Genomic DNA, 22,313 nt, shown 5'->3' on the forward strand with positions numbered 1-22,313 from the left:
ATGATCTGTTCGTCTGTAAAACGATTGCGCTTCATTCCCTGGTCCTCTCAATGGGCCAGAGCTTACTTCAAAATGGATTATTTCAACGGGGCAAGGTCACTCATCAGCCGCCCCAAAAGCTTATGCCGGTTATTCGTGATCCGAATTGTTTTCCGCTGGATTAATCCGCATCTTCTCCAAGACTTCTGGATTAACAAGTTGCGCTACAACAGGATGTACGCGAATAGGCTGATCTTTCACAACCTGTTTAAAATTCGCGAGCACTGCGGTTGCAATCTTCTGAGACGGCGCGATCACATCGAACAGCCAGTTTATTTCTCCGCTATTCCAGTCACCGTCCTTCAATCGAATCGGAAAAACGCGCGCCTTGATCTGCTCGCGAATGCTGGCGTCCACCTCTTCCGAAACACTGGCCCAGATGGCGATGCCCGCGGTTTCTTCGAGCGCACCCTCACCACCCGTCTTGGCGATTGCGATGCGGTCCCGCGTCAGCGGAGCAACGACGAGATGCATCACATCTGCGAGTGCCTGGTGTCGATAACGAGGCAGATTCATCATCGACAACACCACTTCTCCTATGCTCGCCTGAAGGCGCAGGCGGAAGGCGGATATCTGAGCGGACACCGCAGGATCAAGCGGCGACGCCTGGTCTGCGGCCTTTGCTCCTTCCATCAGGCCTTCGACAGAAATTTCTTTGGTTTCAGCCATCACGTCCGCATTCGTTGACAAAGCGCTTCCTTTCCAATCTCAACCAAGGTCTTTTCATCCGACCCGACAGGGCCATCTGAAACGACATCATTCGGCCAACGCCACATTTCCTTTTCTATAATCGCAATCAACACAATAATTAAGCTATTGTAAACAGCGTATATCACAATATATACCCTGTGATACGCGATATTTATGAGTATTTCTTGATTATAATATTTTAAAAGTATTTAAGTATGCTTCTAGTTTTAGATTTCACAAATATTATGTTTGACGAATTCAAGATAAAACGTTCTGCCCCGGCACCGACGGCCTTTAATTGTCTGTCTAGACATGGCTGCGGGCTAAAACGCTGTAGAAGAGGCTATTTGCACGGTGAATGCGGGCGTCTTTTGCCCCTGGAATTCCAACCCCATTCCACTTTGAAGACGGGCGCTTCATTGGCCACACGGTTATTCGGCAGCAAAGCGGCAAGCGCCGGTCGAGTTAGGCAGAACATAAAGAGCAATTGGCTATGTCCATGATTATCGACGGTAAAATGGATATCCAGAATAGCCAAGTTCCGCCCGGACCGATTTATCCGGAATCTCTTCTGGCGTTCATACTCACCGCAAAATTTCTTGGCATTCCGGCGGACGCTGGACAAATAGCGCATGATCGCGGCGACGAGGGCGAAGATTACCGCCTCGAAGATCTCGCACGAATCGCAAAGCGTCTGAATATTATTGCCAAGCTCAAAACAGCATCATTGCCGTCCCTTAAAAAGCTACCTCTCCCGGCGCTGGCGGAACTGAAAAACGCTACCGCGGTCATTCTGTTGAAAATCGACGAACAACCGGACGGCATGCGCTTTCTCGTCCAGCGCGGCAATGGCGATCGGCCGGAGATCTGGTCCGAAACAGATTTTGCCGCGCATTTTAATGGGCGCGTTCTTCTGATGACCACCCGCGAATTGTTGGGAGGCGCCGCGCGGCCATTCGACATCAGTTGGTTCATTCCTGCACTCGTAAAATATCGCGGGCCGTTGAGGGATGTTCTCATCGGCTCTTTCTTCCTGCAAATCATGGGGCTGGTCTCGCCGATTTTCTTCCAGCTTGTCATCGACAAGGTGCTGGTTCACCACTCGCTGACGACCCTTGACGTACTCGCAATCGGGCTAACGGCGGTTCTTGTTTTCGAGACTGGGCTATCGGGGCTTCGCAATTGGCTTTTTGCGCATACCACCAACCGGGTCGATAGCGAACTTTCCGCGCAGCTGTTCCGGCATCTTCTCAATCTGCCTCTGTCTTATTTCGAAGCGCGACGGGTGGGAGACAGCATTGCGCGTGTGCGTGAACTGGAGAACATCCGGGAATTTTTGACCTCAAATGCCGTTACCGTTGTCATCGACCTCTTCTTTACGCTCGTCTTTTTCGCAGTGATGTATCTCTATAGTCCGCTGCTCACGCTCATCGTTGCGCTCTCAATTCCGTTGTACATTGCCATATCCGTCATTATCACGCCTCCGCTACGGACCCGGCTCGATGAAAAATTTCGTCGCGGCGCCGAGAACCAGTCTTTCCTTGTCGAGAGCGTCACCGGAATCGCCACGCTTAAAGCAATGGCTGTCGAACCGCAGATGCGCTCCCGATGGGAAAAGCAGTTTGCGGGATATACGAGCACCGGTTTTAAAGTCGCAAGTCTTGCAAACTGGGGAAGCCATCTCATTCAGCTTGTCTCCAAGCTGACCACAGTCGCGATCCTTTATTTTGGGGCCAAGGCCGTCATAGCAGGCGATCTTTCGGTAGGAGCCCTTGTCGCTTTCAACATGCTCTCGGGTCGAGTGGCGCAACCGATCTTACGTCTTTCGCAGCTCTGGCAGGATTTCCAGCAGGTGCGCATCTCCGTCGATCGGTTGGGCGACGTGTTGAACGCTCCGGCTGAGCCGGAACACAATCCAAACCGTTCCAGGCTGCCGCCTATCGAAGGCGCGGTAACCTTCGATAGGGTGCGATTCCGATATAGGCCAGACGCGCCTGAGGCTTTGCGTGGAGTCTCGCTTTCGATTGAAGCAGGCGAAATGATAGGTATCGTTGGCCCCTCCGGCTCCGGAAAATCTACTCTGACGAAACTTGCGCAACGCCTCTATGTCCCGGATCAGGGAAAGGTGCTTGTCGATGGGGTCGATCTTGCGCTGGTTGATCCAGCCTGGCTGCGGCGACAGGTCGGTGTCGTTCTACAGGAAAACATTCTTTTTAACAGGTCGGTCCGGGAGAACATCGCTTTGGCGGATCCGACCATGCCCATGGATCGCGTGATTGGTGCCGCTCAATTGGCGGGTGCACATGATTTCATCCTGTCGCTTTCGCATGGTTACGATACGCCGATCGACGAACGGGGTGGTAATCTTTCCGGAGGCCAGCGCCAGCGTATAGCAATCGCACGCGCCTTGATCGGCAATCCCCGCATCCTCATTCTCGATGAGGCAACCAGCGCCCTCGATGCCGAGAGTGAGGAAAGTATTCAGAAAAACCTTTCTCTCATCGCAAGAGGCCGGACTGTCATCATCATTGCGCATCGCCTCTCCGCGGTCCGTCAATGCCACAGAATCGTTACCGTCGAGGGCGGTGAAATCACCGAAACCGGCGATCACACAACGCTGCTCAAACGAGGCGGTCGCTACGCTCAGCTTTACGCTAAACAAACGGGATACGCCGTATGATTGGCCGGCTCTCTCGCTATCTGCCGAACCTTACACGACACGTCGCGATTCTGCGCAGCAGCTGGAATTTGCAGAATGAAGCAGAGCGAAACAAGCGCTCCATAACGGATCATGAATTTCTTCCGGCTGCACTGGAAATCATGGAAAAACCGCCGAGTCCCGGCTTGCGCAGGCTCATCCTGATGACTTGCGCTTTCTTCACATGCGCGCTGATCTGGTCGATCGTCGGCGCCATTGACATCGTTGCAGTAGCAGCTGGCAAGACGGTGCCGTCTGGCAAGGTAAAAATCATCCAGCCGATCGAAATCGGGGCGGTCCGGGCCATCCACATCACGAATGGGCAGCATGTCGAAGAGGGCCAGCTCCTGGTGGAGCTTGATCCGACCCTCGCTTTGGCCGACGAGTCTCAAGCGCGCGCGGCGCTGCTCGCTTCACGCCTGATCGAGGCGCGCAATAGCGCCATCTTGAGCTATCTCCAAGGAGACTTTTCTGGATTCGAGTCCCCCGAAGGCACGCCGCCGGCGAACGAACTCATCGAAAGGCAGTTTGTGCAGACAGCCATCGCGGAATATGAAGCACAGGTTGCGAGCCTCAAGCAACAAATTGCTCAGCGTTGGGCCGAGCGCAATTCAACCTGGGCTGAAATCGCCAAGTTGCGCCAAACGCTGCCGCTTGTTGACGAACAGCTCGAAGCGCGCCGGGAACTCACCAGACAAGGCACCTTCGCCAAGCTGAATTTACTCGATTACGAACAGCGGCGTGTCGAGCATACGCAAAACATCGAGATCCAGCTTGCCAAAGCGGAACAGGCATTGGCGGCAGCAACCTCACTCGAGGCGGAAATACGCAAACTACGCGAAACATTCACCAAAATTGCGGTCACCGATCTGCTTCAAGCCCGCGACAAGTCTGCGCTCGCGGCTGAGGAACTGCGTAAAATGATCCGTCGCCGGGAAATGCTCCAATTGCGGGCCCCCGTTTCAGGAACGGTACAGCAGCTCGCGCTTGCTACAATCGGCGGCGTCGTGCAACCCGCGCAGACGCTGATGATAGTCGTTCCGGATGGTGCGGGCCTTGAGGTCGAAGCCTATGTCCTCAACAAAGACATCGGATTCGTTCGCGAAGGTCAGCAGGTGCGGGTCAAGCTCGAGGCTTTCCCTTTCACGGATTACGGCTTGGTGCCTGGCGTTGTCGAAAGTATCAGCAGGGACGCCATAGATCTGTCGGAATCTCCAGCGCCGGAACCTGGTGCCAATGGACGCCCTGTCCAACAGGGTCTCGTCTACGCCGCGCGTATCCGCTTGCTTGCGAAAACAATCAAAGTGCAAAACAAGGAGCATAAGTTGGGATCTGGCTTGGCTGTGCAGGCCGAAATCAGGACCGGTCAGCGAAAGATCATCCAGTACCTGCTATCGCCGATTGCTCAATCGCTTGATGAAGCCGGGCGTGAACGATAATCGCGATGAACCAACGCCATGACATCGCCAATCGACCATCCGCAGCGTTTAAAAGAAACGGAGGATAAACAGAGTGAAAAGGAGCAAAAGCGGCAGGCCAGCCTGCCAGCCGCCTGTGTGCCGCAGACACCGCTTACGACAGCGACACACTGATCGGTCGAGCACGTCGCCCTGAACGACGGATGCGTTCCTGGGAGTGCTGGACAACTTGCCGGCATCGCGCATGAACAGCGTCATGCCGATACCATCATCGCCCGCAATATCCTGCACGACGTGGCGAGCGATCTGGCCGCTCGCCCCCAGAACGAGCGTTTTGGTCATTGCCCTACCGCCCCGTTCAAATGCGTCTTGAAGAACGGCACCAGCTTTTGCAGCGCAAGGTCGACGGGCTCGGGCTTGTCGTAAAGATCGTAGTGAGACCAGTTCTCCAGCGAGACGATCTGCCGGTCCCTTGAGGCTGTGGCGCGGCCGTAGATTTCCATCCCGTCGCGATAGGCGCCGAAGGCGCCGACCTTCTGGCCGATCACCACCATCATCGGTTGGGTCATCAGCATCTCGGCAAAGGCGAAGGCGTCCCAACCGAGCGTGTTCTGGGCATGGCTGAACAGCATCCGCGTCCCGCCGCCGGGCTGCTGGCCGCGCGGCGTCTTATAATAATCGGTCGCCTCGAACACGTCGCGTTCGGTAAGGCCAGCGGCCCACGCCGCATCGGGGCTGGCGGGGAGAAGTTCGTTTACCTGCAATTCGCCGCCGCGCGCTTCCTTGGTTCGCTGCGCCGCCATCGCTTCAAGCGCTCCGAGCGGATCGTAGTTGCTGAAGCCCTCGCGGAACAGCCGGCCGATATTGACCGGGGTGATCGCGACAACGGCCTTGATACGCTTTTCGGTCAGCGTGGCGTTCAACACATAGCCACCGCCGCCGCAGATGCCGATCACGCCGATCCGGTCGGCGTCGACATAGGGCAGTGTAACCGCATAGTCGATAACGTGGCTGATATCCTCCACCCGCTGGGTCGGATCCTCGATCCAGCGCGGCTCCCCGCCGGATTCGCCCTGGAAGCTCGCGTCATAGGCAATGACGACAAAGCCCTGTTCGGCGAGCGCCTTGCCGTAGACATTGCCCGAAGTCTGCTCCTTGCAGCTTCCGAATGGATGAACGGCGACGATCGTCGGCCAGCTCCTTGCTGCATCGAAATTCGGCGGGAACTGGATGTTCGCGGCGATGTGCCAGGCCATGTCCCGGTTCTGGATTTTCACGGATTCCATGATCGTTTCCTCTCGGTGAGGGCGGCATCGGTGGTAAGCGCCGTCCCGATGCACGCCAGTTTCGTCACTCGGCAGCCTGCGCAGCCGTGGCGTTGGCGGGGAGCTTCGCCTTGAAGAACGGCGCCAGAACCGAAACCGCCTCATCGACGAATGTCTGTCCGTCATAGAGGTCCATGTGATTGGCCCCTTCGACGATGTGAAACGCCTTGTCCGTGCTCGCAGCACGGTCGAAGAGGTCGTCGCTCATCCACTTGCTGCCCGCCACGCTGCCGGCGACGATCTGGATCGGTTGCGTCAGATAGACGTCGGCCATGTGATAGGCATCGTAGGTGATGATCTGATTGAGGCTGCGCAGCGTTGCGAAGCCCGGCGCAGTCGCGCACTCGGCGCGCGGCGTGTGGTAATATTCCCAGGCCTGCCGCAGCTCTTCGTTCGGCGCGTCCTTTTCGGTCAGCGGCGCCAGCGGCATGGTGGCGTAACCCTTGCCTGCGGCGTCCGTCGTGCGGGCGTTCGATCCCGCCTCGACATAGGGCAGCGCGTCGATAGACTTGACGGTGTTTTCCCAGCCATTGCGGAACATCGAACCGATATTGACTGCGCTCACCGTGCCGACCGCCTTGATGCGGCGATCCTGAATGGCGGCATTGGCAGTGTAGCCCGCACCGGCGCAGATGCCCATCGCGCCGATCCGATCCTTCGCGACGTAAGGCAGCGTGGTCAGATAATCGATGACGGCGCTGACATCCTCGGTGCTGACATAGGGATTTTCGAGCTGGCGCGGTTCGCCGCCGCTCTCGCCCTGATAGGAACGGTCGAAGGCGATGGTGACAAAGCCCTGTTCGGCGAGCTTCCTGGCGTAGGTGCCAGCGGTCTGCTCCTTCACGCCGCCGCCGGGATGCGAAACGACGACAGCCGGCCAGGTTTTCGTTTCATCGAAACCTTCGGGGAAATTGATCACGGCCGACATGACGATGGTCGGGTTGTTGGAATTGCTGAAGCTGATCTTGCCCATTTCCAGTCTCCTTCTGTTGAGCCAGCGGCCGTTTGAAATTCTTTCCGGGTATCCGCTTGCCGATGGAGGTAATCTACGCCAGAAAGATTGTGTCGATTAGACAGGGAATTCATATTGGGCCTATCACTGGAGTGATGAATGAGGCGGGATGAGATTGCCGATCTGGCGGCTTTCGTCGTCGTCGCCGAGGAGCGCAGCTTCACCAAGGCGGCGGCGCGTCTCGGCATGGCGCAGTCCGCCCTCAGCCAGATCGTGCGGCGGATCGAGGAAAGGCTCGGTGTGCGGCTTTTGTCGCGCACGACACGGAGCGTCGCGCCGACCGAAGCGGGCGAGCGGCTGATTGCGACGCTCGGCCCCATGCTGCACGATCTCGACGTGGCCGTCGCGTCGCTCGGCGATCTGCGGGATCGACCGTCTGGCACGATCCGCATCACCACCGTGGAGCACGCGGCCAAGACAATCATCGTTCCGGCAATGAAGCGGCTGTTGCCGGACAATCCCGACATCAAGGTGGAAATCACCATCGACTACGGTCTGGCCGATGTCGTTGCCGACCGCTTCGACGCGGGTGTCAGGCTCGGCGGCGATATTGCGAAGGACATGATCGCTGTGCGCATCGGACCGGACACGCCGATGGCGATTGCCGGTTCACCCGATTACTTTCTGAAACATCCGGCGCCAACGTCGCCGTCGCAACTCGTCGATCATCGTGCGATCAATCTGCGGCTGCCGACGTCCGGCACGCTGAACGGCTGGCGTCTCACACCCGGCGGCCGGGAGACACGCGTTCGCATCGACGGGCCTCTGGTCCTCAACACCATCGACCTTATTCTGGACGCGACACTCGACGGGCACGGCCTCGCCTATCTGCCGCTCGATCAGGTTCAGCCGCATCTGGATGCGGGCCGACTGATGCGGGTGCTCGGCAAGTTCACGCCCGACCTGCCCGGCTATCACCTCTATTATCCCCACCGGCGGCATCCATCCGCCGCCTTCAGCCTGTTCGTCGAGACCCTGCGGTTTCGCGGGTAAGATTGAGAGCGCCGGATGAAACGATCCGGCTGGGGCTGCGTCAAAAGGCCCCTGCCCGAGGGCATGAATTGGCGTTGTTGAAGCAGCCGGTTTGAGGTACCCCTATCCTCGATATATTGTGTCAAGTAACAGACTGGAAATACTCAGATGATGGAATGGGATTGGGTAGATTTGTTCCCCTTGGTCTTCTTTCCGTTCAAGATTATCGTGTTGGGCACGGGCATGTTCTTCGCCATCAAGTGGCATCACGATCAGGCGAAGAAGGAAAAGGGCCCCAGCGGCCCGTAAGCGCCCGCCGGTCGGGCAGCGGAAATTTCAGATTTCATCAGATGGATGTTTTCGCGCGTGAACCGGTGCCGGGGAAGCCCATGGCGATGGTTGCCGATGCGGATGATCCAGCCGTCGCGAAGATGTTGCGTTTCGCACGGTGGACATCGATTTTGCCAGAACGGCTTTCGATTGCGCCACATCGTCGTTGAACGCCGGCGGGGATGCCTCCCCGCCGAAGCGCATGCTGGAAACGGACCGCCGCTCAGAATTCCTGCCAGTCGCCCTTTGCCGTATCCACAGCAGCATTGCCCGAAAACGCCGAGGCGATCTTGCGGCCCAGCGCGCGGACGGGAGAGGCGACATATTTGTCGCTGCCACCGGCGCTGCGAACCGGCGCAGGCTGGCTCTTTGGCTGATACGCGCCGTCGGCGAGCCGGAACTGGGAGAGCAGCTGGTTGAGCGACGCCACTTCCTTGGCAAGGCTATGGCTTGCGGCATTGGTTTCTTCCACCATGGCCGCATTTTTCTGCGTGTCCTGATCCATCTGGTTGACCGCCGTATTGATCTGCTGCAGGCCGGAAGACTGTTCCTGCGCGGCCTCCACGATGGAGACGACGTGCCGGTTGATTTCCTGCACTTCCGAAACGATGGTCGCCAGCGCCTTGCCGGTGTCGCCCACCAGCTGAACGCCCTGCTGCACCTGATCGTTCGAGGTGTTGATCAGCGCCTTGATCTCCTTGGCGGCATGGGCGGAGCGCTGGGCAAGCTCGCGCACTTCCTGTGCGACGACGGCAAAACCCTTGCCGGCCTCGCCCGCACGCGCGGCTTCCACGCCGGCATTCAGCGCCAGAAGGTTGGTCTGGAAGGCGATCTCGTCGATAACGCCGATGATGTTGCTGATCTCATTGGCGGATTTCGCAATCTGCTCCATGGCGACCACGGCGCGGCGCACCACATCGCCGGATTGTTCGGCGCCCGCCTTGGCACGGCTGACGATCAGGCCCGCCTCCTGCGCACGCTTGGTGGAATCCCTGACCGTCGTGGTGATTTCTTCCAGAGCGGCGGCGGTTTCCTCGACAGCCGCAGCCTGCTGCTCGGTGCGCTTGGCCAGATCGTCGGCGGCCGATTTAATCTCGTCCGCACCCGCGCCGATGCCGCTGGCGTTCTGGGCCACCTTGGTCAGGGCCGCCTGCAGCTTTTCGGCGGACATGTTGAAATCGTTGCGAACGGCGTCGAGCGTGGCGGTGAACGGCTGGCCGATGCGATAGGAAACATCGCCTTCCGAAAGCCTCGAAAGACCGGCTGCGAGATTGTCGACGGCGAACTTGACGTCGGCCGCTTCCCTTGCTTTCTGCTGTTCGCGCTCGATCCGGTCTTTCTCCGAGAGGCTGCGATTGGCTTCGGTTTCCTGTTCGAGACGAATGCGCTCGATGGCGTTTTCGCGGAAGACCTGCACGGCCTTCGCCATCTGGCCCACCTCGTCGCGGCGCGCCATGCCGTCGATTTCCGTCGCCGTCTCGCCGCCGGCAAGCGACACCATCCGCTCGCGCAGGCGGGCGATAGGGGTTGTGATGCCGCGGGACGCCACGAACAGCGCCAGAATGATGCCGACCGCAAAAGCGATACCGATAACCACCAGCGAGGTGAAGATGGTCGAGTTCGTCTGATCCGTCAGTTCGTCGCTTCCTTCGACGACGCCCTTGGCGAGCTTGTCCAGTAGCGCCGTCAGGGCAACCGAAGTCGCCTGAATGGAGGCGTCCGCCTTGAGCAGCTGGGCAGCGGATTCCTCATTACGGTTTGCCATACCAAGTTCGACAGCCTTGTCCGTCATGGCGGTTATGGCCTGCGACTGCGCGATGAAGGCGTCCATGGCGGCGGACTCTTCGGGAAAAACAGTCTTCACATTATTGAGACGCTGCAGGAGCGCGCCCTTGCTGTCACTGTAGGCCTGCTTGGCGGCCTTTATCTCCGGCCCGTTCACGTCATACGCCATGACCTGATAGGCGCCATAGGCCAGGGCAACCAGATTTCGGTTGGCACGCGCAAGCTCCACCAGAGCGGCGTTATCGTTGGCGATAAAGAGCGAGTAGGCCGTGTCCGCTTCCTTGTAGCGGGTGGACATGAAGGCGGCGGCGCCAAGGCCGACGATGCAGAGCGGAAGAATGAGCGACAGGATTTTGGTGCGGATACTGGCGTTTTGAAGAAAAGACACGGAAAGCCTCACGTCATTGAAAAAACCGCTCCTTCCCCGTGCCGGAGGTGTTCGGCAAGACTGACATTGCACGTCGAACGCCCCGATCATCGAGACTTCGCTAGCCGCATCATAGGCTCTGGCCGCATCTGCATCATGCATGCGCCGCAGAAAGCCGCCCGTCCCTTCCAATACGGGAGGCCGCTCACCACGGTTGGCGCGGCGGCCCGCCAGCAGGCGGAAACACCAGGCCAAATTCCCTGAAAAAAGCGGAAGCGAGCGAATTTTCAGCCGTCGCTCCCGGTCATTTTCCAGTAAAATGATTATAGTCAAAAACTTTACAATTCCTTCACGCCACGGTTGGCAAAGCACGGGTGTTTTTTGCCCCCGGAGACCGGTCGTCAACCGCCCGGCGCAAAGGGCCGCGCCCTTCGCGTGGCCGCCCATCGCTGCAAAATGGCGGCCATGACGGCAAGTCCGGCCATGGCGGCGAATATCATGGCAATGTCGCGATAGGCGGCGGCGAAACCGAAGCGGGCAATCCATGGCTGACTTGCCAGCGGCGAGATGAAATGCCCGAGAAACATCGAAGCGGTGACGATGCCGGCGATACGCCCGCGCAGTCTGAGCGGCGCCAGCATGATGGTGGTGGACATGATGCCCGGCATCACCACGCCGAGGCCGAACCCCACCACCGCAAGCGATGACAGCATGGCGACCAGCCCTTCGGCCATGGCGAGCAGCGCAAAACCCGTCGCCATCGACACCAGCCCGGCGGCAATGATGGCGGTCACACTGGCCCTTGCCCGCAATCGCCCGAAATTGAGCGCCGCCAGCGCCCCGGCCAGATTGAAAATGCCGATGGCGTATCCCGCAATGCTGCCGGAAAACACTCCGAGCTCCCGCAGGAAGAACGGCAATTGCGAGGGAATGGTGTAAAACAGGGCATTGACGAGGAATACCGCCAGCGCCAGCACACCCACCAGCAGCCAGTTGACCGCAAAGTCCTGTTCGCCGCCGGCTTTAATACGGCTGTCGCTTCTGACCGGTTCCGTCAGAAAGAACAGGGCCGCCGGCAGAATGAGCAGGGCGACGGCATAGACCGCGAAAGGCGCGCGCCAGTGCAGATCCGCCAGCAAACCGCCGGCCACCACAAAAACCACGCCGCCGATCTGGGTAAAGGCCTGCTGCAGGCCGAGATAACGCTCCCGCGCCGGGCCTTCGAAATAATCGCCCACCAGCGCCGTGCCGATCGTCATGATGGCGCCGATCGCCAGCCCCAGAAAGGCGCGCCCGACGAGCAGGCCGACAAGGCTATCGGCAAAAAGGCCGGACATGCCGGAAAGGCTGTAGAGCAGGATCGCGCCGAGCAGCAGCCGCTTGCGGCCGAAGCGATCCGCCAGCACCCCGGCAATGGGGGCGCAGAAGGCCACGAAGACCGAGGGCAATGTCAGCACCATGCGGCTCATGATATCCACATGCGGCGTCGACAGGAAAGTCTGCTCGATGGCCGGCAGCGAAGGTGCGACCGTGGTTCCGGCCATGATGGTGAGCGTGGCGACGAACAGCAGCGTCACTTTCAAGGCGAGGGATTTTTCGGCCATCTCACGCCCCCTTGTAAGGCGTTGCGGACCGCGCCTGCTTCAGCGCACGCGCCCACCAGCCGAGCTTGTTCATCATCGTCTCCAGCGCGCCCGCCGCCGGCGCGCCGGCGTCGAACTGGCCGGCAGCATCGACACGATCCCAGGGATTGGCGAAGCTGACGACATCGCGGATCGTCACCGCATGCAGTTCCGCAAAGACGGGACGAAGCTGCTCGGCGGCGCGCAGGTCGCCGGAAATCCCGCCATAGGACACGAAGGCCACCGGTTTGGCGCCCCATTCGTCATAGGCGGAATCGATCAGCACCTTCAGCGCGCCGGGGTAACTGCGATTATATTCCGGTGTGACGACGATGAAGGCATCGGCGCCATCGAGGCTTTTCCGAAGCTCCCGCACCGCGGCGCGCTCGGGCGCGTGGTCCTGCGGCAGATCGAGTTCGCGCGGGTCGATGACCGCAAGCTCCAGTCCCGGCCGGACCTCGAGCCGCTCCAGCAGCCATTTGCCGATGACATCGCAGAAGCGCGGATTGCGGGCGCTGCCGAAGATGATGCGGATGGAAAGTGTATTGTCGCTCATGGAACGTCCTTCAACAGTGTGTTCCATGTCCTGATAATTCCTCAACTATAGTTGAGGTCAATAGCTGCGCATAAAAAAAGCGGCAGGTTCAAAACCTGCCGCATCCGTCTCTTGCAGTGGCGTGGGGCGCTTCAGGCCGCCGCGCGCCGCAGCGCTGTCGCAACCTTGTGGATATGCGCCGCACCAATGCCGCAGCAGCCGCCGATCATGGTCGCGCCCGCATCCGCCCAGGAGCAGGCAAAACGGGAATAGACATCGCCGGTCAGATCCGCGCGCGTGCCATGCAGCCCTTCATTGGCGGCGGAATCGCCCTGCTCGCCTTCGAAGGCATTGGCGTAGACGCCGATTTCCAGCGAAACAGCCTTTTCCGCGAAGACGGAGGCGGCCGTCTCGACGGCGGCATTCATGACTTCTGGCTTGCTGCAATTGAACAGAAGGGCGGCGGCACCCGATTGCGCCGCCCATTCGGCGGCCGCCTTGACCGTTTCACCGGAGCGAAGCGCGGGCTCGCCGCCGGCCGCAGCCGCATCGTCGTTGAGCGTGAAGGAAATCCAGAACGGTTTGCCGGCCGCGGCAACGGCCTCGCGCACCGCTTCGCCCTCGGCGATCAGGCTGAGCGTCTCGCCGAGCCAGACATCGACATGAGGCGCGAGATTGTCGACCAGCACCTTCAGATAGGCCTGCACCCGCGTAGCATCGAAATTCTGCGGCTCATAGGAACCGAAAATCGGCGGCAGCGAACCCGCCACCAGCACCCTGCGACCGGAAGCATCCGCCGCTTCGCGCGCCAGCCTGCCCGAAAGGGCGATCAGCGATGCGCCATCCTTCTGGAAACGCTCTTCGCCGATGTGGAAGGGCACCAGCGCATAAGAATTGGTGGTGACGACATCGGCGCCGGCTTCGATGAATTCCGCATGCACCTGCCGCACGATATCGGGCGCGTCGATAAGCGCCAGCGCCGACCATTCCGGCTGTTTCAGCTCGGCCCCGAGCCGCTGCAATTCGCGGCTCATGCCGCCGTCGAGGATACGGATTGTGCTCATGGTCATACTCCCTGAATGTTTATCGCCTGACCGGCACCTGCTGTTCGACAAGGCCGAAACAGCGGGCGATGATGGCGGTGAGAATGAGATAAAAGACGGTGACGACGATCAGCGGTTCATAGACCAGAAGCGTATCCTGCCGCACCTTGTAGGCGACGGCGTAGAGGTCCATCACCGTCACGGTGAAAGCAAGCGGCGTGGCTTTAAGCTGCATCACCACCTCGCCGGCAATGGTCGGCAGCGCGATGCGGATGGCGCGCGGCAGCCAGATGCGGCGAATAAGGGTGAAACGGCCCATGCCGAAAGCCCTGCCCGCTTCCAGCTCGCCTTTCGGCACCGCCAGCAGCGCGCCGCGCAGAACTTCCGCCTCATAGGCCGCATAATTCAGCGTGAAGCTGACGGCCGCAAAGAAGAACCCTTCGCGCAGCACCGGCCACATGAAGCTCTGGCGCAGGCCGGGGATCATCGGCAGAAGCGAGCCGACGCCGTAATAAAGCAGCCAGAGCTGGATGAGCAGCGGCGTGCCCCGGAAGAAGGTGCAATAGGCCCGCGCCAGGATTTTCGTCACCCGCCCGCCGCTCACCTGCGCAAACGCAAGCCCGATGGCCAGAAGAAACCCGATGCTGACGGAGATGGCGAGCAGCGCCACCGTCTGCCATGCACCCGAAAGGAGAAGCGGCCAATATTTCGCGACCCAGGAGAAATCCATGCCGTCCCCTCCTCAGGCCAGGGCCGGCTGGCCGCGCCGCACGCGGCGTTCGATCAGCGAAAAAACGAGGTTCGAAACGAGCGTGATGGCAAGGTAAAGCAGGGCGGCGGCAAGGAAGAACAGGAAATATTGCTTGGTGCTGGCCCCGGCGAGACGCGTCGCGAGCGCCAGTTCCTGATAACCGACGACCGCCACCAGGGCGCTGTCCTTGGTCACCGCAAGCCAGAGATTGCCGAGCCCCGGCAAGGCGTTCGGCAAAAGCGCCGGCAAGACCACCCGACGGAAACGTAAGGCCGGCGACATGCCGAAAGCGCGCGCCGCCTCGATCTGGCCGCTCGGAATGGCAAGGATCGCCCCGCGCAGCACCTCCGTCATATAGGCCCCCTGCACGAAACCCAGAACCGCAACGGCGGCGACGAAACCGTTCACCTCCAGCGGCGGCATGCCGGCGAGCAGCAGCAGCCGGTTGAGGCCGTCAGTCCCGGCATAATAAAGCCCGACGATGAGGATCAGCTCGGGAACCGCACGGATCGCGGTGGTATAGAGATTGAGCAGCAGGCCAAGCGGCCTGTTGCCCGAAAGCTTGCCGAGCGCCCCGGCCATGCCGATGGCAAGACCGATCAGATAGGCGCCGGCGGAAATGGCAAGCGTCGACGCCGCACCCTTCAACAGAGTGCCGCCCCATCCCGGAGGATAGGGAGACAGAAGTTGCAACGTGGTTTCAAGGCTTGCCATATGCGTGACCGATCAGACCGAATTACTGCCCGTAAATATTGAAGCTGAAGTACTTCCGGGTGATCTCGTCATATTTGCCGCTGGCGCGCACGGCGGCGATTGCCGCATTCAGCTTGGCCTTGAGTTCGGTGTCTTCCTTGCGCAGGCCGCCCGAAACGCCGAGACCGAGGATTTCCTTGTCGTCGGCGACATCGCCCATGTCGGCGCAGCAATCCTTGCCCGCATCGCTCTTCACGAAAGCGTCGAGAACGATGGAATCGCCGAAGACGTAGTCGATACGGCCGGCCGCGAGATCCTGAAACGCCTCGTCCAGCGTCTGGTAGGTCTTCTCATCGGCGACACCGGCGAAATATTTCTTGTAATATTCGGACTGGATCGTCGCCACCTGAATGCCGATGGTCTTGCCCTTGACGTCCTCGGCCGTCGCACCCGCCTTTTCGCCCTTGGCGCCGATCAGCTTGCTCGGCGTGTTGTAATATTTGTCGGTGAAATCGATGATCTTCTGACGCTCCTCCGTGTTCGACATGGAGGACCAGATAACGTCGAATTTCTTCGTCTGCAGCGCCGGGATGAGGCCATCCCAGGAGAGTTCCACGATCGAGCATTTTTCCTTCATTTCCGCGCAGACGGCATCCATGAGGTCAATTTCCCAGCCCTGCCACTTGCCGCTGGCATCCTTGGCGAAGAAGGGCGGGTAGGCCTCGTTCATGATGCCGAAGCGCACCTCGGCGCTGGCGGTGAAGGCGGAAAACGCAAATGCCGTTCCGGCAAGCAGCGTGGCGAAGAATTTCATTCAAGTCTCTCCTGTTAAAACGGACTGTCAGGCAAAAGGGTCAATTGGCGAGCGCGCCGGTAAATTCACGGCAGCGGGCGCTCAAGGGGTTTCCGAACACCTGCGCCGGCGGCCCCGCCTCCTCCACCCGGCCCTGATGCAGAAACACGACCTGCGAGGATACATCGCGCGCAAAGCGCATTTCGTGGGTAACGAGCAGCATGGTGCGGCCTTCCTCGGCCAGATCGCGAATGACCTTCAGAACCTCGCCCACCAGTTCCGGATCGAGCGCTGAAGTGGGTTCGTCGAACAGCATCACCGCCGGTTCCATGCAGAGCGCACGCGCAATGGCGGCGCGCTGCTGCTGCCCGCCGGAAAGAAATGCCGGGTAGGCGTTTTTCTTGTCATAAAGCCCAACCTTGTTCAGCAGGGCTTCGGCCTTTTCGACCGCCTCCTGCCGCCTCACGCCGAGAACATGAACGGGCGCCTCGATGACGTTTTCGAGAACGGTGCGATGGGCCCAGAGATTGAAATTCTGGAACACCATGCCAAGGCCGGTGCGCAGTTTTTCCACCTGCCGCCAGCTTTTCGGCACCGCCTTGCCGTCGCGGCCGGTTTTCGTGGCGATTTCCTCGCCATTGACGATGACGCGGCCGCGATCCGGCGTTTCGAGAAAATTCATGCAGCGCAGAAAGGTGCTTTTGCCGGAACCGGAGGACCCGATGATCGAGATGACATCGCCCTTGTGGGCTTGCAGCGAAACGCCCTTCAAAACTTCATGCGTGCCGAAGCTCTTGTGGATATCATCCGCCTCGAGCGCGCAGGCGCCTGTATCTGCCATCGATTGACCTAGCCGATCCGTTTTTTCAGTGCCGCCGCGCCAATAACCGGGGTTTCGCGGTGCGACGTGCACAATAACAAAGACTTGAGCCGCGCATGTTTAGCGAAAATAGCCGCAGACGCGCGCAACAATCGGCTCTTTTACATATTTATGACGAAAAATCATTTCAAAATATCATCTGGAGCGAACGACAGGGGAAGCCTGCCCCCGCAGCGGTGTCGGGGCAATGCCCGCTCCACCGACGGCTCTCTCCGCTTCCCCCTCCGCCTCGTCCTCCACGAGGCTGGCATTGGCCTGAAGATGCAGGCCCATCACGGCGACGATGAGGAAGAACCAGACGAACCCGGTGCTGAGGAAAAACAGCGTTTCCAGAAAGCCGTAGAGCAGCACATAAAGCCATACGCCGACATAAAGCCGCGTCAGCGGACTGTTGCGCGTGGCCTCGTTCATTTTGCCGAGATAATGCAGCGGCAGGAGATAGATCCACACCATCACCAGCACCAGACCCGGCACGCCGCCGGCCAGCAGAAGGTCGAAATAACCATTGTGCGAATCCGGCGCGGTCGTCGCCCAAGTATTGTTCTCGGTGAAACTCGACATCAGGGCGTCGCTGCGCCAGAAGGCCTGATAGCCGTATCCGAGGAGCGGGCTTTGACGGATGTAATCGATGGCGACGGTCCAGATATCCCTTCTGCCGGTAAAGCTGGCATCGAGCCCCAGCTTCGTCAGCATCTGCGAAAAGACGGGATCGACCGTGGTGCCGACGGTCACCAGCGCGAAAACCGCCAGAAACAGGGTCACGACCGTGTAACGCCAGCGGGGCCAGCGCAGGATGAACCAGCCTGTCGCAATGATGATCGGCATCAGCCCGAGCGCGGTCTTGCCGCCCGACTTGACCAGAAAGACCAGCGACAGCAACAGCACCGACAGCCCGCCGATGAAGGACCAGCGCTTGCAGAGATAAATACCGACGATGATCAACACCGCCATGACCGAGGCGGCCTCGTTCTTATGGCGGAAAACCCCGCGCCAGTCCCCCGCCAGCAGCGGCTCCAGCGCATCGCTGGCCTGATGGATCGAGCGCGAGGGCAGCACGGTGATTCCGAAATAGCACAGGAACAATATGATCAGGGCGCATGTGGCGAGCAGCGTCGTAAAATGCCGCTCGGTGCGCGGCAATTGCAGGAAGCCGCCGGCAAGCACACAGATAATGGCGCACATGACCAGCCGCCTGAGCGAAAATAGCGGCGCTTCGCCCGCAAGCGAGGTCAGGACAAACCAGCCGAAAATCGCCGCCATCAACAGGCGCGGCATGAAGAGGATGGAAAACGACCGCTCCTTCGCCATGAAAGCCAGGAAACTGAAAAACAGGATGATCGCGGTCAACTGGTTGAGCAGGTTGGACCCGGCCGCCATGGCGGAGCCCTGATAGGTCGATGAGAGCGAGATATAGGGCGAAAAGCCGACCGTGAAAAACAGGAACGTCACGTAAAACAACGCGTCCCGCCAGTAGCCACGCCCCTGTTCGCCATGCGCTGCATCCATAAGGGGTTTTTCTCTCCCTCTTTCCTGAAGCCACCCGCATTGAAACTCGTGCTTCGCATATTCGACAATACGAATATCCCGCGCAAATCCTATTTTTTAGTTATCCATGATGCACGGGAAAATAGCACCGCGATTGTGCGCTTTTCCTCGGGAAATCGGAGCCCGGAGACAAAGGACAAGACGGAAGCTTGCCAAAATTGACGCCAGACTCCAAAAAATCGCCTACAAAAATTTATCCATATTTCATCCAAAGGTTGCTTGCTTGAGCGTATTTTGTTAACCTCAACCGAGGCGGTTGATACAGATTAATATATTGATATTAATATGATTTATTCCAAATCCGATACTTTCGATCCCACCGGATTGCAGGTTTTATATCTATATTAATACATTCAAATATACGCTGCCTATGGTTGATTTCGTCAATGCACAAAAGGTGGGGGCCGACGGTGGACGTTCCGATACACACCCATATGGACGATGGCGATAGCGGTCACTTGACACAACGCCCGGTTCAAATCGGTGTGTCCGGCATCCGCCCCATGCGCAGGGAAGACGTTCCGGCTGTCGAGACCGTGCTCAACAGCGCTTTCAGGAAGACCGGGCAGGAGCGGAACTTCGATTTCGGCTCCTATATAGAAAAACTGTTTTTCGGCAGTCCCGCCTTCAGTCCGGAAAACGGCAGCGTTGTCTACGATGCCGGGGAGAGCGGGGTCACCAGCGTCATCCTCGCCGTGCCCATGCGCTTCGTTGCGAATGGAAAAACCATTACCGCAAGGCTGCTCTGCGCCTTCGCATCGGACGGGAAACGCGGCGCACTCGGCGCGGCGCGTCTGTCCCGCGGCATGCGGGCCTCCAAACACGACATGTTGTTCTCGGATACGGCTTCACCCGTCAGCGCCGATCATTGGGTGGCGACCGGCGGCAACATGCTGCCGATTGAAAGCCTGCAATGGCACAAGGCGCTCAAGCCCTTCTGCACCATCGCGCTGCGCATGCCGCGCCGTTCCAAACTGGCAAAGACGACGCTGGCGCTCGCCGCGCTCGGATTTGTGGATGGAATCCTGCGACGGTGGAAAAAGGGTCTGAGACCGCAGGAGGCCGCCGGCGCCACGGTGAGAACCGTGGATTACGAAACCTTCCGCCGCAGGGCGCTCGCGATGATCGAGCGTTTTTCCATTCGCCCGGAATGGTCTCACGAGGAATTCCACTGGCTGATCGAGATGAGCAGGACCAATGAAAGCCTCGGCGAACTGAAGGGCGTGGTGATCGAGAATGCCGAAGGCCATGCCATGGGCGCTGCGCTGTTTTTCGGCCAGCGGGGGAGAACGGCCTATGTGCTCAATCTCGTCTGCGATGCCGGTTGCGAAAACGATGTGCTCAACACCCTGTTCCGCCATTTCGATGACGAGAACTATGCCCATGTCACCGGCATGGCGCAGCCCTTTCTCATCAACGCGCTTTACCGCCAGAACCACATGAGCTTCCGCCATGACGGTTATTTCTGCATGGCGACTCGCGATGACGCCCTGCGGGAAAGGGCGTTGGCCGGCGACATCTATATTGGCGGACTGTGCTCGGAGAGCTGGAGCAAGCTCATCACCGACTATTGAGCCCCCGCCCCGCCTCACGACGGAAGACGAATCGAAATCCTCAAGCCTTGCTGAACCGCCCGACATTGGCCGAGATGAGATGCCGCAGCGCTTTCGCATAACGTTTGGAGCGCGTCTTGGCCGCCAGCGCGCTGGTCCAGTCCACCATCGACCCGTTAATATCGAAATCGCCGAGCTGGCCTTCCGGAATATCGCCCTTTTCGATGCGCTCGACGATGGAGGCGAGCGCCGTATAAAATTCCGGCGAGCGATAGGGCGGATGCAGTGAATACATGCCCTTGCCCGTACCGAGAAAATCGAGGCGATAAACACCCGTGCGCATCATGTTCGTGCTCAGCACCTCCTCGGCGGGCATCGAGACAGGCTGCTGGTTGTAGGCATAGGAGCGAATGCGCCGTTTGACATCGGGCTTGAGCAGTTCCAGCGAGCCGATGCGTTTCGCAAAACGTTCCATGTCGATCATGAAAAGCCGGGTGGAAACGGTGGCGAAACGCCAGGTGGGAATGCGCGACGGCAGCTTGCGCGGCGCAGGTATGTTCTTCACGCCGGGCATGCCGACATGGCGGGAAATATCCAGATCGCCGCGCACCGTCGGCGGCCCGGAAAAGGGCGTGATGCACAGCGCATCCGGATTGGCCTTCTGGAGCGCGATGGCCTCGCCGAACCAGCTCTGGCTGCCGCCGCCGAACATCATGTCGCTGTCCATATGCAGCACATAACGGGCATTGGCGCGTTTCAGCCCGTAGAAATAGACATGGAAAGGCCCGCCATCGAAAGCCTTGGCGGGATAGGGGATCGGCGAGCGGGGAAAGAAGGTTTCCGTCACGGCGCTGCGCGCCGCATCGCTGTAATCGACGATATCCACATGCAGATGCGGATAATTGGTCTGCATTTCCTCCAGCATGTCGAAGAGACGCTGGCGCGCCGCATCGAAACCATTGCCCTTGTAGCGGCCGGCCCCCACCTGGCCCGTATCGACGGTGAGGAGAATGCGGTCCACCTGTCCGCCCCAGACCCTGAGCTGATGCGGCAGGGTCAGGGCCGCATGCGGGGCATCGAAGGGATGCAGGTTGATTTGCAGCGCCTTTTGCACGGGAGGAAGCGGCATTTCAGCATTCATAGTCATGCACCACGGTTCCGGAATTCATTGATGATGGCCATCATGGGTTTTTGGTTGAAACTCCAGTCCAGCGGCAGCGGCCGGTTGGCGGTGCCATCCCGGCGCGGATAGGCCCAGCGAATCCAGCTATATTGATCCGAGATGCCCCATGTGGTGATGGAGGAAAGCGCGCCGCCCGCCGAGGCAGCCTCCAGAAACTCGCGGACCTGGCCGTTGATCAGCATATCGCGTTCGGCCTCCGGCGCGGGCAGCGTCTGGTCCATCACATCCAGCTCCGTTACCAGAACGGCAAGACCGTAGCTGCGCATTTCCGTCGTGAAGGCGGCAAGCTCGTCCTTGGCGATCGGCCAGCCGCCGCGCAAATGCCCCTGCAGGCCGACGGCGTTGATCGGCGCACCCTTCTCCAGCAGTTCGAGAATGAGATTGCGGAAGGCCGCGCGCTTGGCCGGCGATTTCTCGGCGGCAAATTCCACATCATATTCGTTGAGCACGAGCTGCGCCTTCGGATCGACGGCATGGGCGATCTCGAAAGCTTTCTTGATGGCGTCCGGCCCGGCGCCGTAATACCAGGCATCGCGCCGCGCGCGCACATTGCCCGGCACGTCGGGGATCGGCTCATTGACCACGTCCCAGCTATGGATCACGTCCTTATAACGCTCCATCACCGTGACGATGTGGGTCTCCATCAGCTTCTCGACCTTCACGCCGCCGCCGATGCTCGCAAGCCAGGGCGCATTGGAGGCATACCAGATCAGCGGATGGCCGTGCATGGAAAGCTTGTGCTGACGGGCGAAATTGGCGATTGCATCGGCAGCGGCGAAATCGAATACCTCCGCCGAAGGCCGCAGAACCTCCCATTTCATTTCGGTAACGGGGGTGATGCGCGAGCAATATTTCACCACCGCCTCGCCGATGCGGCTATCGGCGGTGAGATCCGGCAGGTAAACAGCCGCGCCATAAGGGGCGGTTTTGCTCGCCGCTTTCTTCTGCGCGGCAAAGGCGGGGCCGCCCACGGCATGCAGCAGACCAGCGCTTGCCGCACCGCCCATAAAATTCCGCCGCCCGATCCGCATGCACCCGCCTCCGCAACCTTTATTCCCAAAACATAACATTCCGATCAT

The 22,313-nt window shown here is 59.5% G+C and carries 20 protein-coding genes; 5 read left to right on the forward strand and 15 right to left on the reverse strand.

Annotation, left to right across the window (positions count from 1 at the left end; genetic code table 11):
* Positions 1–129 precede the first annotated feature (129 nt).
* Positions 130–708, reverse strand: coding sequence for a toxin-activating lysine-acyltransferase (locus tag ACQZ5N_RS19905; protein WP_448733890.1), 579 nt, complete (start codon positions 706–708; stop codon positions 130–132).
* Positions 709–1,222: 514 nt separating this feature from the next.
* On the opposite strand from ACQZ5N_RS19905, the gene ACQZ5N_RS19910 reads away from it, so the two are divergent.
* Positions 1,223–3,409, forward strand: a complete 2,187-nt coding sequence (locus tag ACQZ5N_RS19910) for a type I secretion system permease/ATPase (protein WP_448733891.1) — start codon at positions 1,223–1,225, stop codon at positions 3,407–3,409.
* Positions 3,406–4,866 carry an HlyD family type I secretion periplasmic adaptor subunit gene (locus ACQZ5N_RS19915; RefSeq protein ID WP_448733892.1) on the forward strand — a complete coding sequence of 487 codons (1,461 nt, stop codon included), beginning with the start codon at positions 3,406–3,408 and terminating at the stop codon, positions 4,864–4,866. Before ACQZ5N_RS19910 ends, ACQZ5N_RS19915 begins: the two co-directional genes overlap by 4 nt.
* A 48-nt stretch (positions 4,867–4,914) precedes the next feature.
* Here ACQZ5N_RS19915 and ACQZ5N_RS19920 read toward each other — a convergent pair whose 3' ends face one another.
* From ACQZ5N_RS19920 to ACQZ5N_RS19930, 3 genes are all read right to left on the reverse strand, one after another.
* On the reverse strand, positions 4,915–5,187 hold the full coding sequence (locus tag ACQZ5N_RS19920; RefSeq protein ID WP_448733893.1) for an NAD(P)H-binding protein: 273 nt from the start codon (positions 5,185–5,187) through the stop codon (positions 4,915–4,917).
* Complete coding sequence (locus tag ACQZ5N_RS19925; RefSeq protein WP_448733894.1) at positions 5,184–6,131, reverse strand: alpha/beta hydrolase; 948 nt, start codon at positions 6,129–6,131, stop codon at positions 5,184–5,186. The genes ACQZ5N_RS19920 and ACQZ5N_RS19925 overlap by 4 nt, the downstream gene beginning before the upstream one ends.
* A 64-nt stretch (positions 6,132–6,195) precedes the next feature.
* A complete protein-coding gene (locus ACQZ5N_RS19930) occupies positions 6,196–7,143 on the reverse strand; it encodes an alpha/beta hydrolase (protein WP_448733895.1) in 948 nt (315 codons plus the stop codon).
* A 138-nt stretch (positions 7,144–7,281) separates the two neighbouring features.
* Between ACQZ5N_RS19930 and ACQZ5N_RS19935 the strand changes: the two genes are divergently transcribed.
* Together ACQZ5N_RS19935 and ACQZ5N_RS19940 are read left to right on the forward strand one after the other, a co-directional pair.
* Complete coding sequence (locus ACQZ5N_RS19935) at positions 7,282–8,175, forward strand: LysR family transcriptional regulator (protein WP_174057258.1); 894 nt, start codon at positions 7,282–7,284, stop codon at positions 8,173–8,175.
* A 147-nt stretch (positions 8,176–8,322) separates the two neighbouring features.
* Complete coding sequence (locus tag ACQZ5N_RS19940; RefSeq protein WP_104679577.1) at positions 8,323–8,463, forward strand: hypothetical protein; 141 nt, start codon at positions 8,323–8,325, stop codon at positions 8,461–8,463.
* Between the two features lie 244 nt (positions 8,464–8,707).
* On the opposite strand, the gene ACQZ5N_RS19945 is transcribed toward ACQZ5N_RS19940, so the two are convergent.
* The 9 genes from ACQZ5N_RS19945 to uppW form a co-directional block, all read right to left on the reverse strand.
* The gene (locus ACQZ5N_RS19945) at positions 8,708–10,657 is read right to left on the reverse strand and encodes a methyl-accepting chemotaxis protein (protein WP_448733896.1); all 1,950 of its coding nucleotides are present in this window, start codon (positions 10,655–10,657) and stop codon (positions 8,708–8,710) included.
* 380 nt (positions 10,658–11,037) lie between these two features.
* On the reverse strand, positions 11,038–12,240 hold the full coding sequence (locus ACQZ5N_RS19950) for an MFS transporter (RefSeq protein ID WP_448733897.1): 1,203 nt from the start codon (positions 12,238–12,240) through the stop codon (positions 11,038–11,040).
* Between the two features lies 1 nt (position 12,241).
* Positions 12,242–12,814 carry an NADPH-dependent FMN reductase gene (locus ACQZ5N_RS19955; protein WP_448733898.1) on the reverse strand — a complete coding sequence of 191 codons (573 nt, stop codon included), beginning with the start codon at positions 12,812–12,814 and terminating at the stop codon, positions 12,242–12,244.
* Positions 12,815–12,945: 131 nt separating this feature from the next.
* Complete coding sequence (locus ACQZ5N_RS19960) at positions 12,946–13,857, reverse strand: homocysteine S-methyltransferase family protein (RefSeq protein WP_448733899.1); 912 nt, start codon at positions 13,855–13,857, stop codon at positions 12,946–12,948.
* A gap of 19 nt (positions 13,858–13,876) precedes the next feature.
* Positions 13,877–14,566 (reverse strand): ABC transporter permease, encoded by a 690-nt coding sequence (locus tag ACQZ5N_RS19965; protein ID WP_065655092.1) that lies wholly within the window; start codon positions 14,564–14,566, stop codon positions 13,877–13,879.
* A 12-nt stretch (positions 14,567–14,578) separates the two neighbouring features.
* A complete protein-coding gene (locus tag ACQZ5N_RS19970) occupies positions 14,579–15,301 on the reverse strand; it encodes an ABC transporter permease (RefSeq protein ID WP_078051708.1) in 723 nt (240 codons plus the stop codon).
* A gap of 22 nt (positions 15,302–15,323) precedes the next feature.
* A complete protein-coding gene (locus ACQZ5N_RS19975; RefSeq protein WP_020808862.1) occupies positions 15,324–16,094 on the reverse strand; it encodes a transporter substrate-binding domain-containing protein in 771 nt (256 codons plus the stop codon).
* A 40-nt stretch (positions 16,095–16,134) separates the two neighbouring features.
* Complete coding sequence (locus tag ACQZ5N_RS19980; protein WP_020808861.1) at positions 16,135–16,914, reverse strand: ABC transporter ATP-binding protein; 780 nt, start codon at positions 16,912–16,914, stop codon at positions 16,135–16,137.
* 174 nt (positions 16,915–17,088) lie between these two features.
* Positions 17,089–18,459 carry a Wzy-type polysaccharide biosynthesis protein UppW gene (uppW, locus tag ACQZ5N_RS19985; RefSeq protein WP_425646936.1) on the reverse strand — a complete coding sequence of 457 codons (1,371 nt, stop codon included), beginning with the start codon at positions 18,457–18,459 and terminating at the stop codon, positions 17,089–17,091.
* A gap of 542 nt (positions 18,460–19,001) precedes the next feature.
* Here uppW and ACQZ5N_RS19990 point away from each other — a divergent pair.
* A complete protein-coding gene (locus ACQZ5N_RS19990) occupies positions 19,002–20,072 on the forward strand; it encodes a GNAT family N-acetyltransferase (RefSeq protein ID WP_448733944.1) in 1,071 nt (356 codons plus the stop codon).
* A 40-nt stretch (positions 20,073–20,112) separates the two neighbouring features.
* Here ACQZ5N_RS19990 and uppG read toward each other — a convergent pair whose 3' ends face one another.
* Both uppG and uppI read right to left on the reverse strand, forming a co-directional pair.
* Positions 20,113–21,192 (reverse strand): polysaccharide biosynthesis glycosyltransferase UppG, encoded by a 1,080-nt coding sequence (gene uppG, locus ACQZ5N_RS19995; protein WP_448733945.1) that lies wholly within the window; start codon positions 21,190–21,192, stop codon positions 20,113–20,115.
* A gap of 2 nt (positions 21,193–21,194) precedes the next feature.
* Positions 21,195–22,265 (reverse strand): polysaccharide biosynthesis UDP-hexose transferase UppI, encoded by a 1,071-nt coding sequence (uppI, locus tag ACQZ5N_RS20000; RefSeq protein WP_448733900.1) that lies wholly within the window; start codon positions 22,263–22,265, stop codon positions 21,195–21,197.
* Between the last annotated feature and the right edge of the window lie 48 nt (positions 22,266–22,313).

It is taken from the genome of Agrobacterium sp. 22-221-1 (assembly GCF_053522445.1).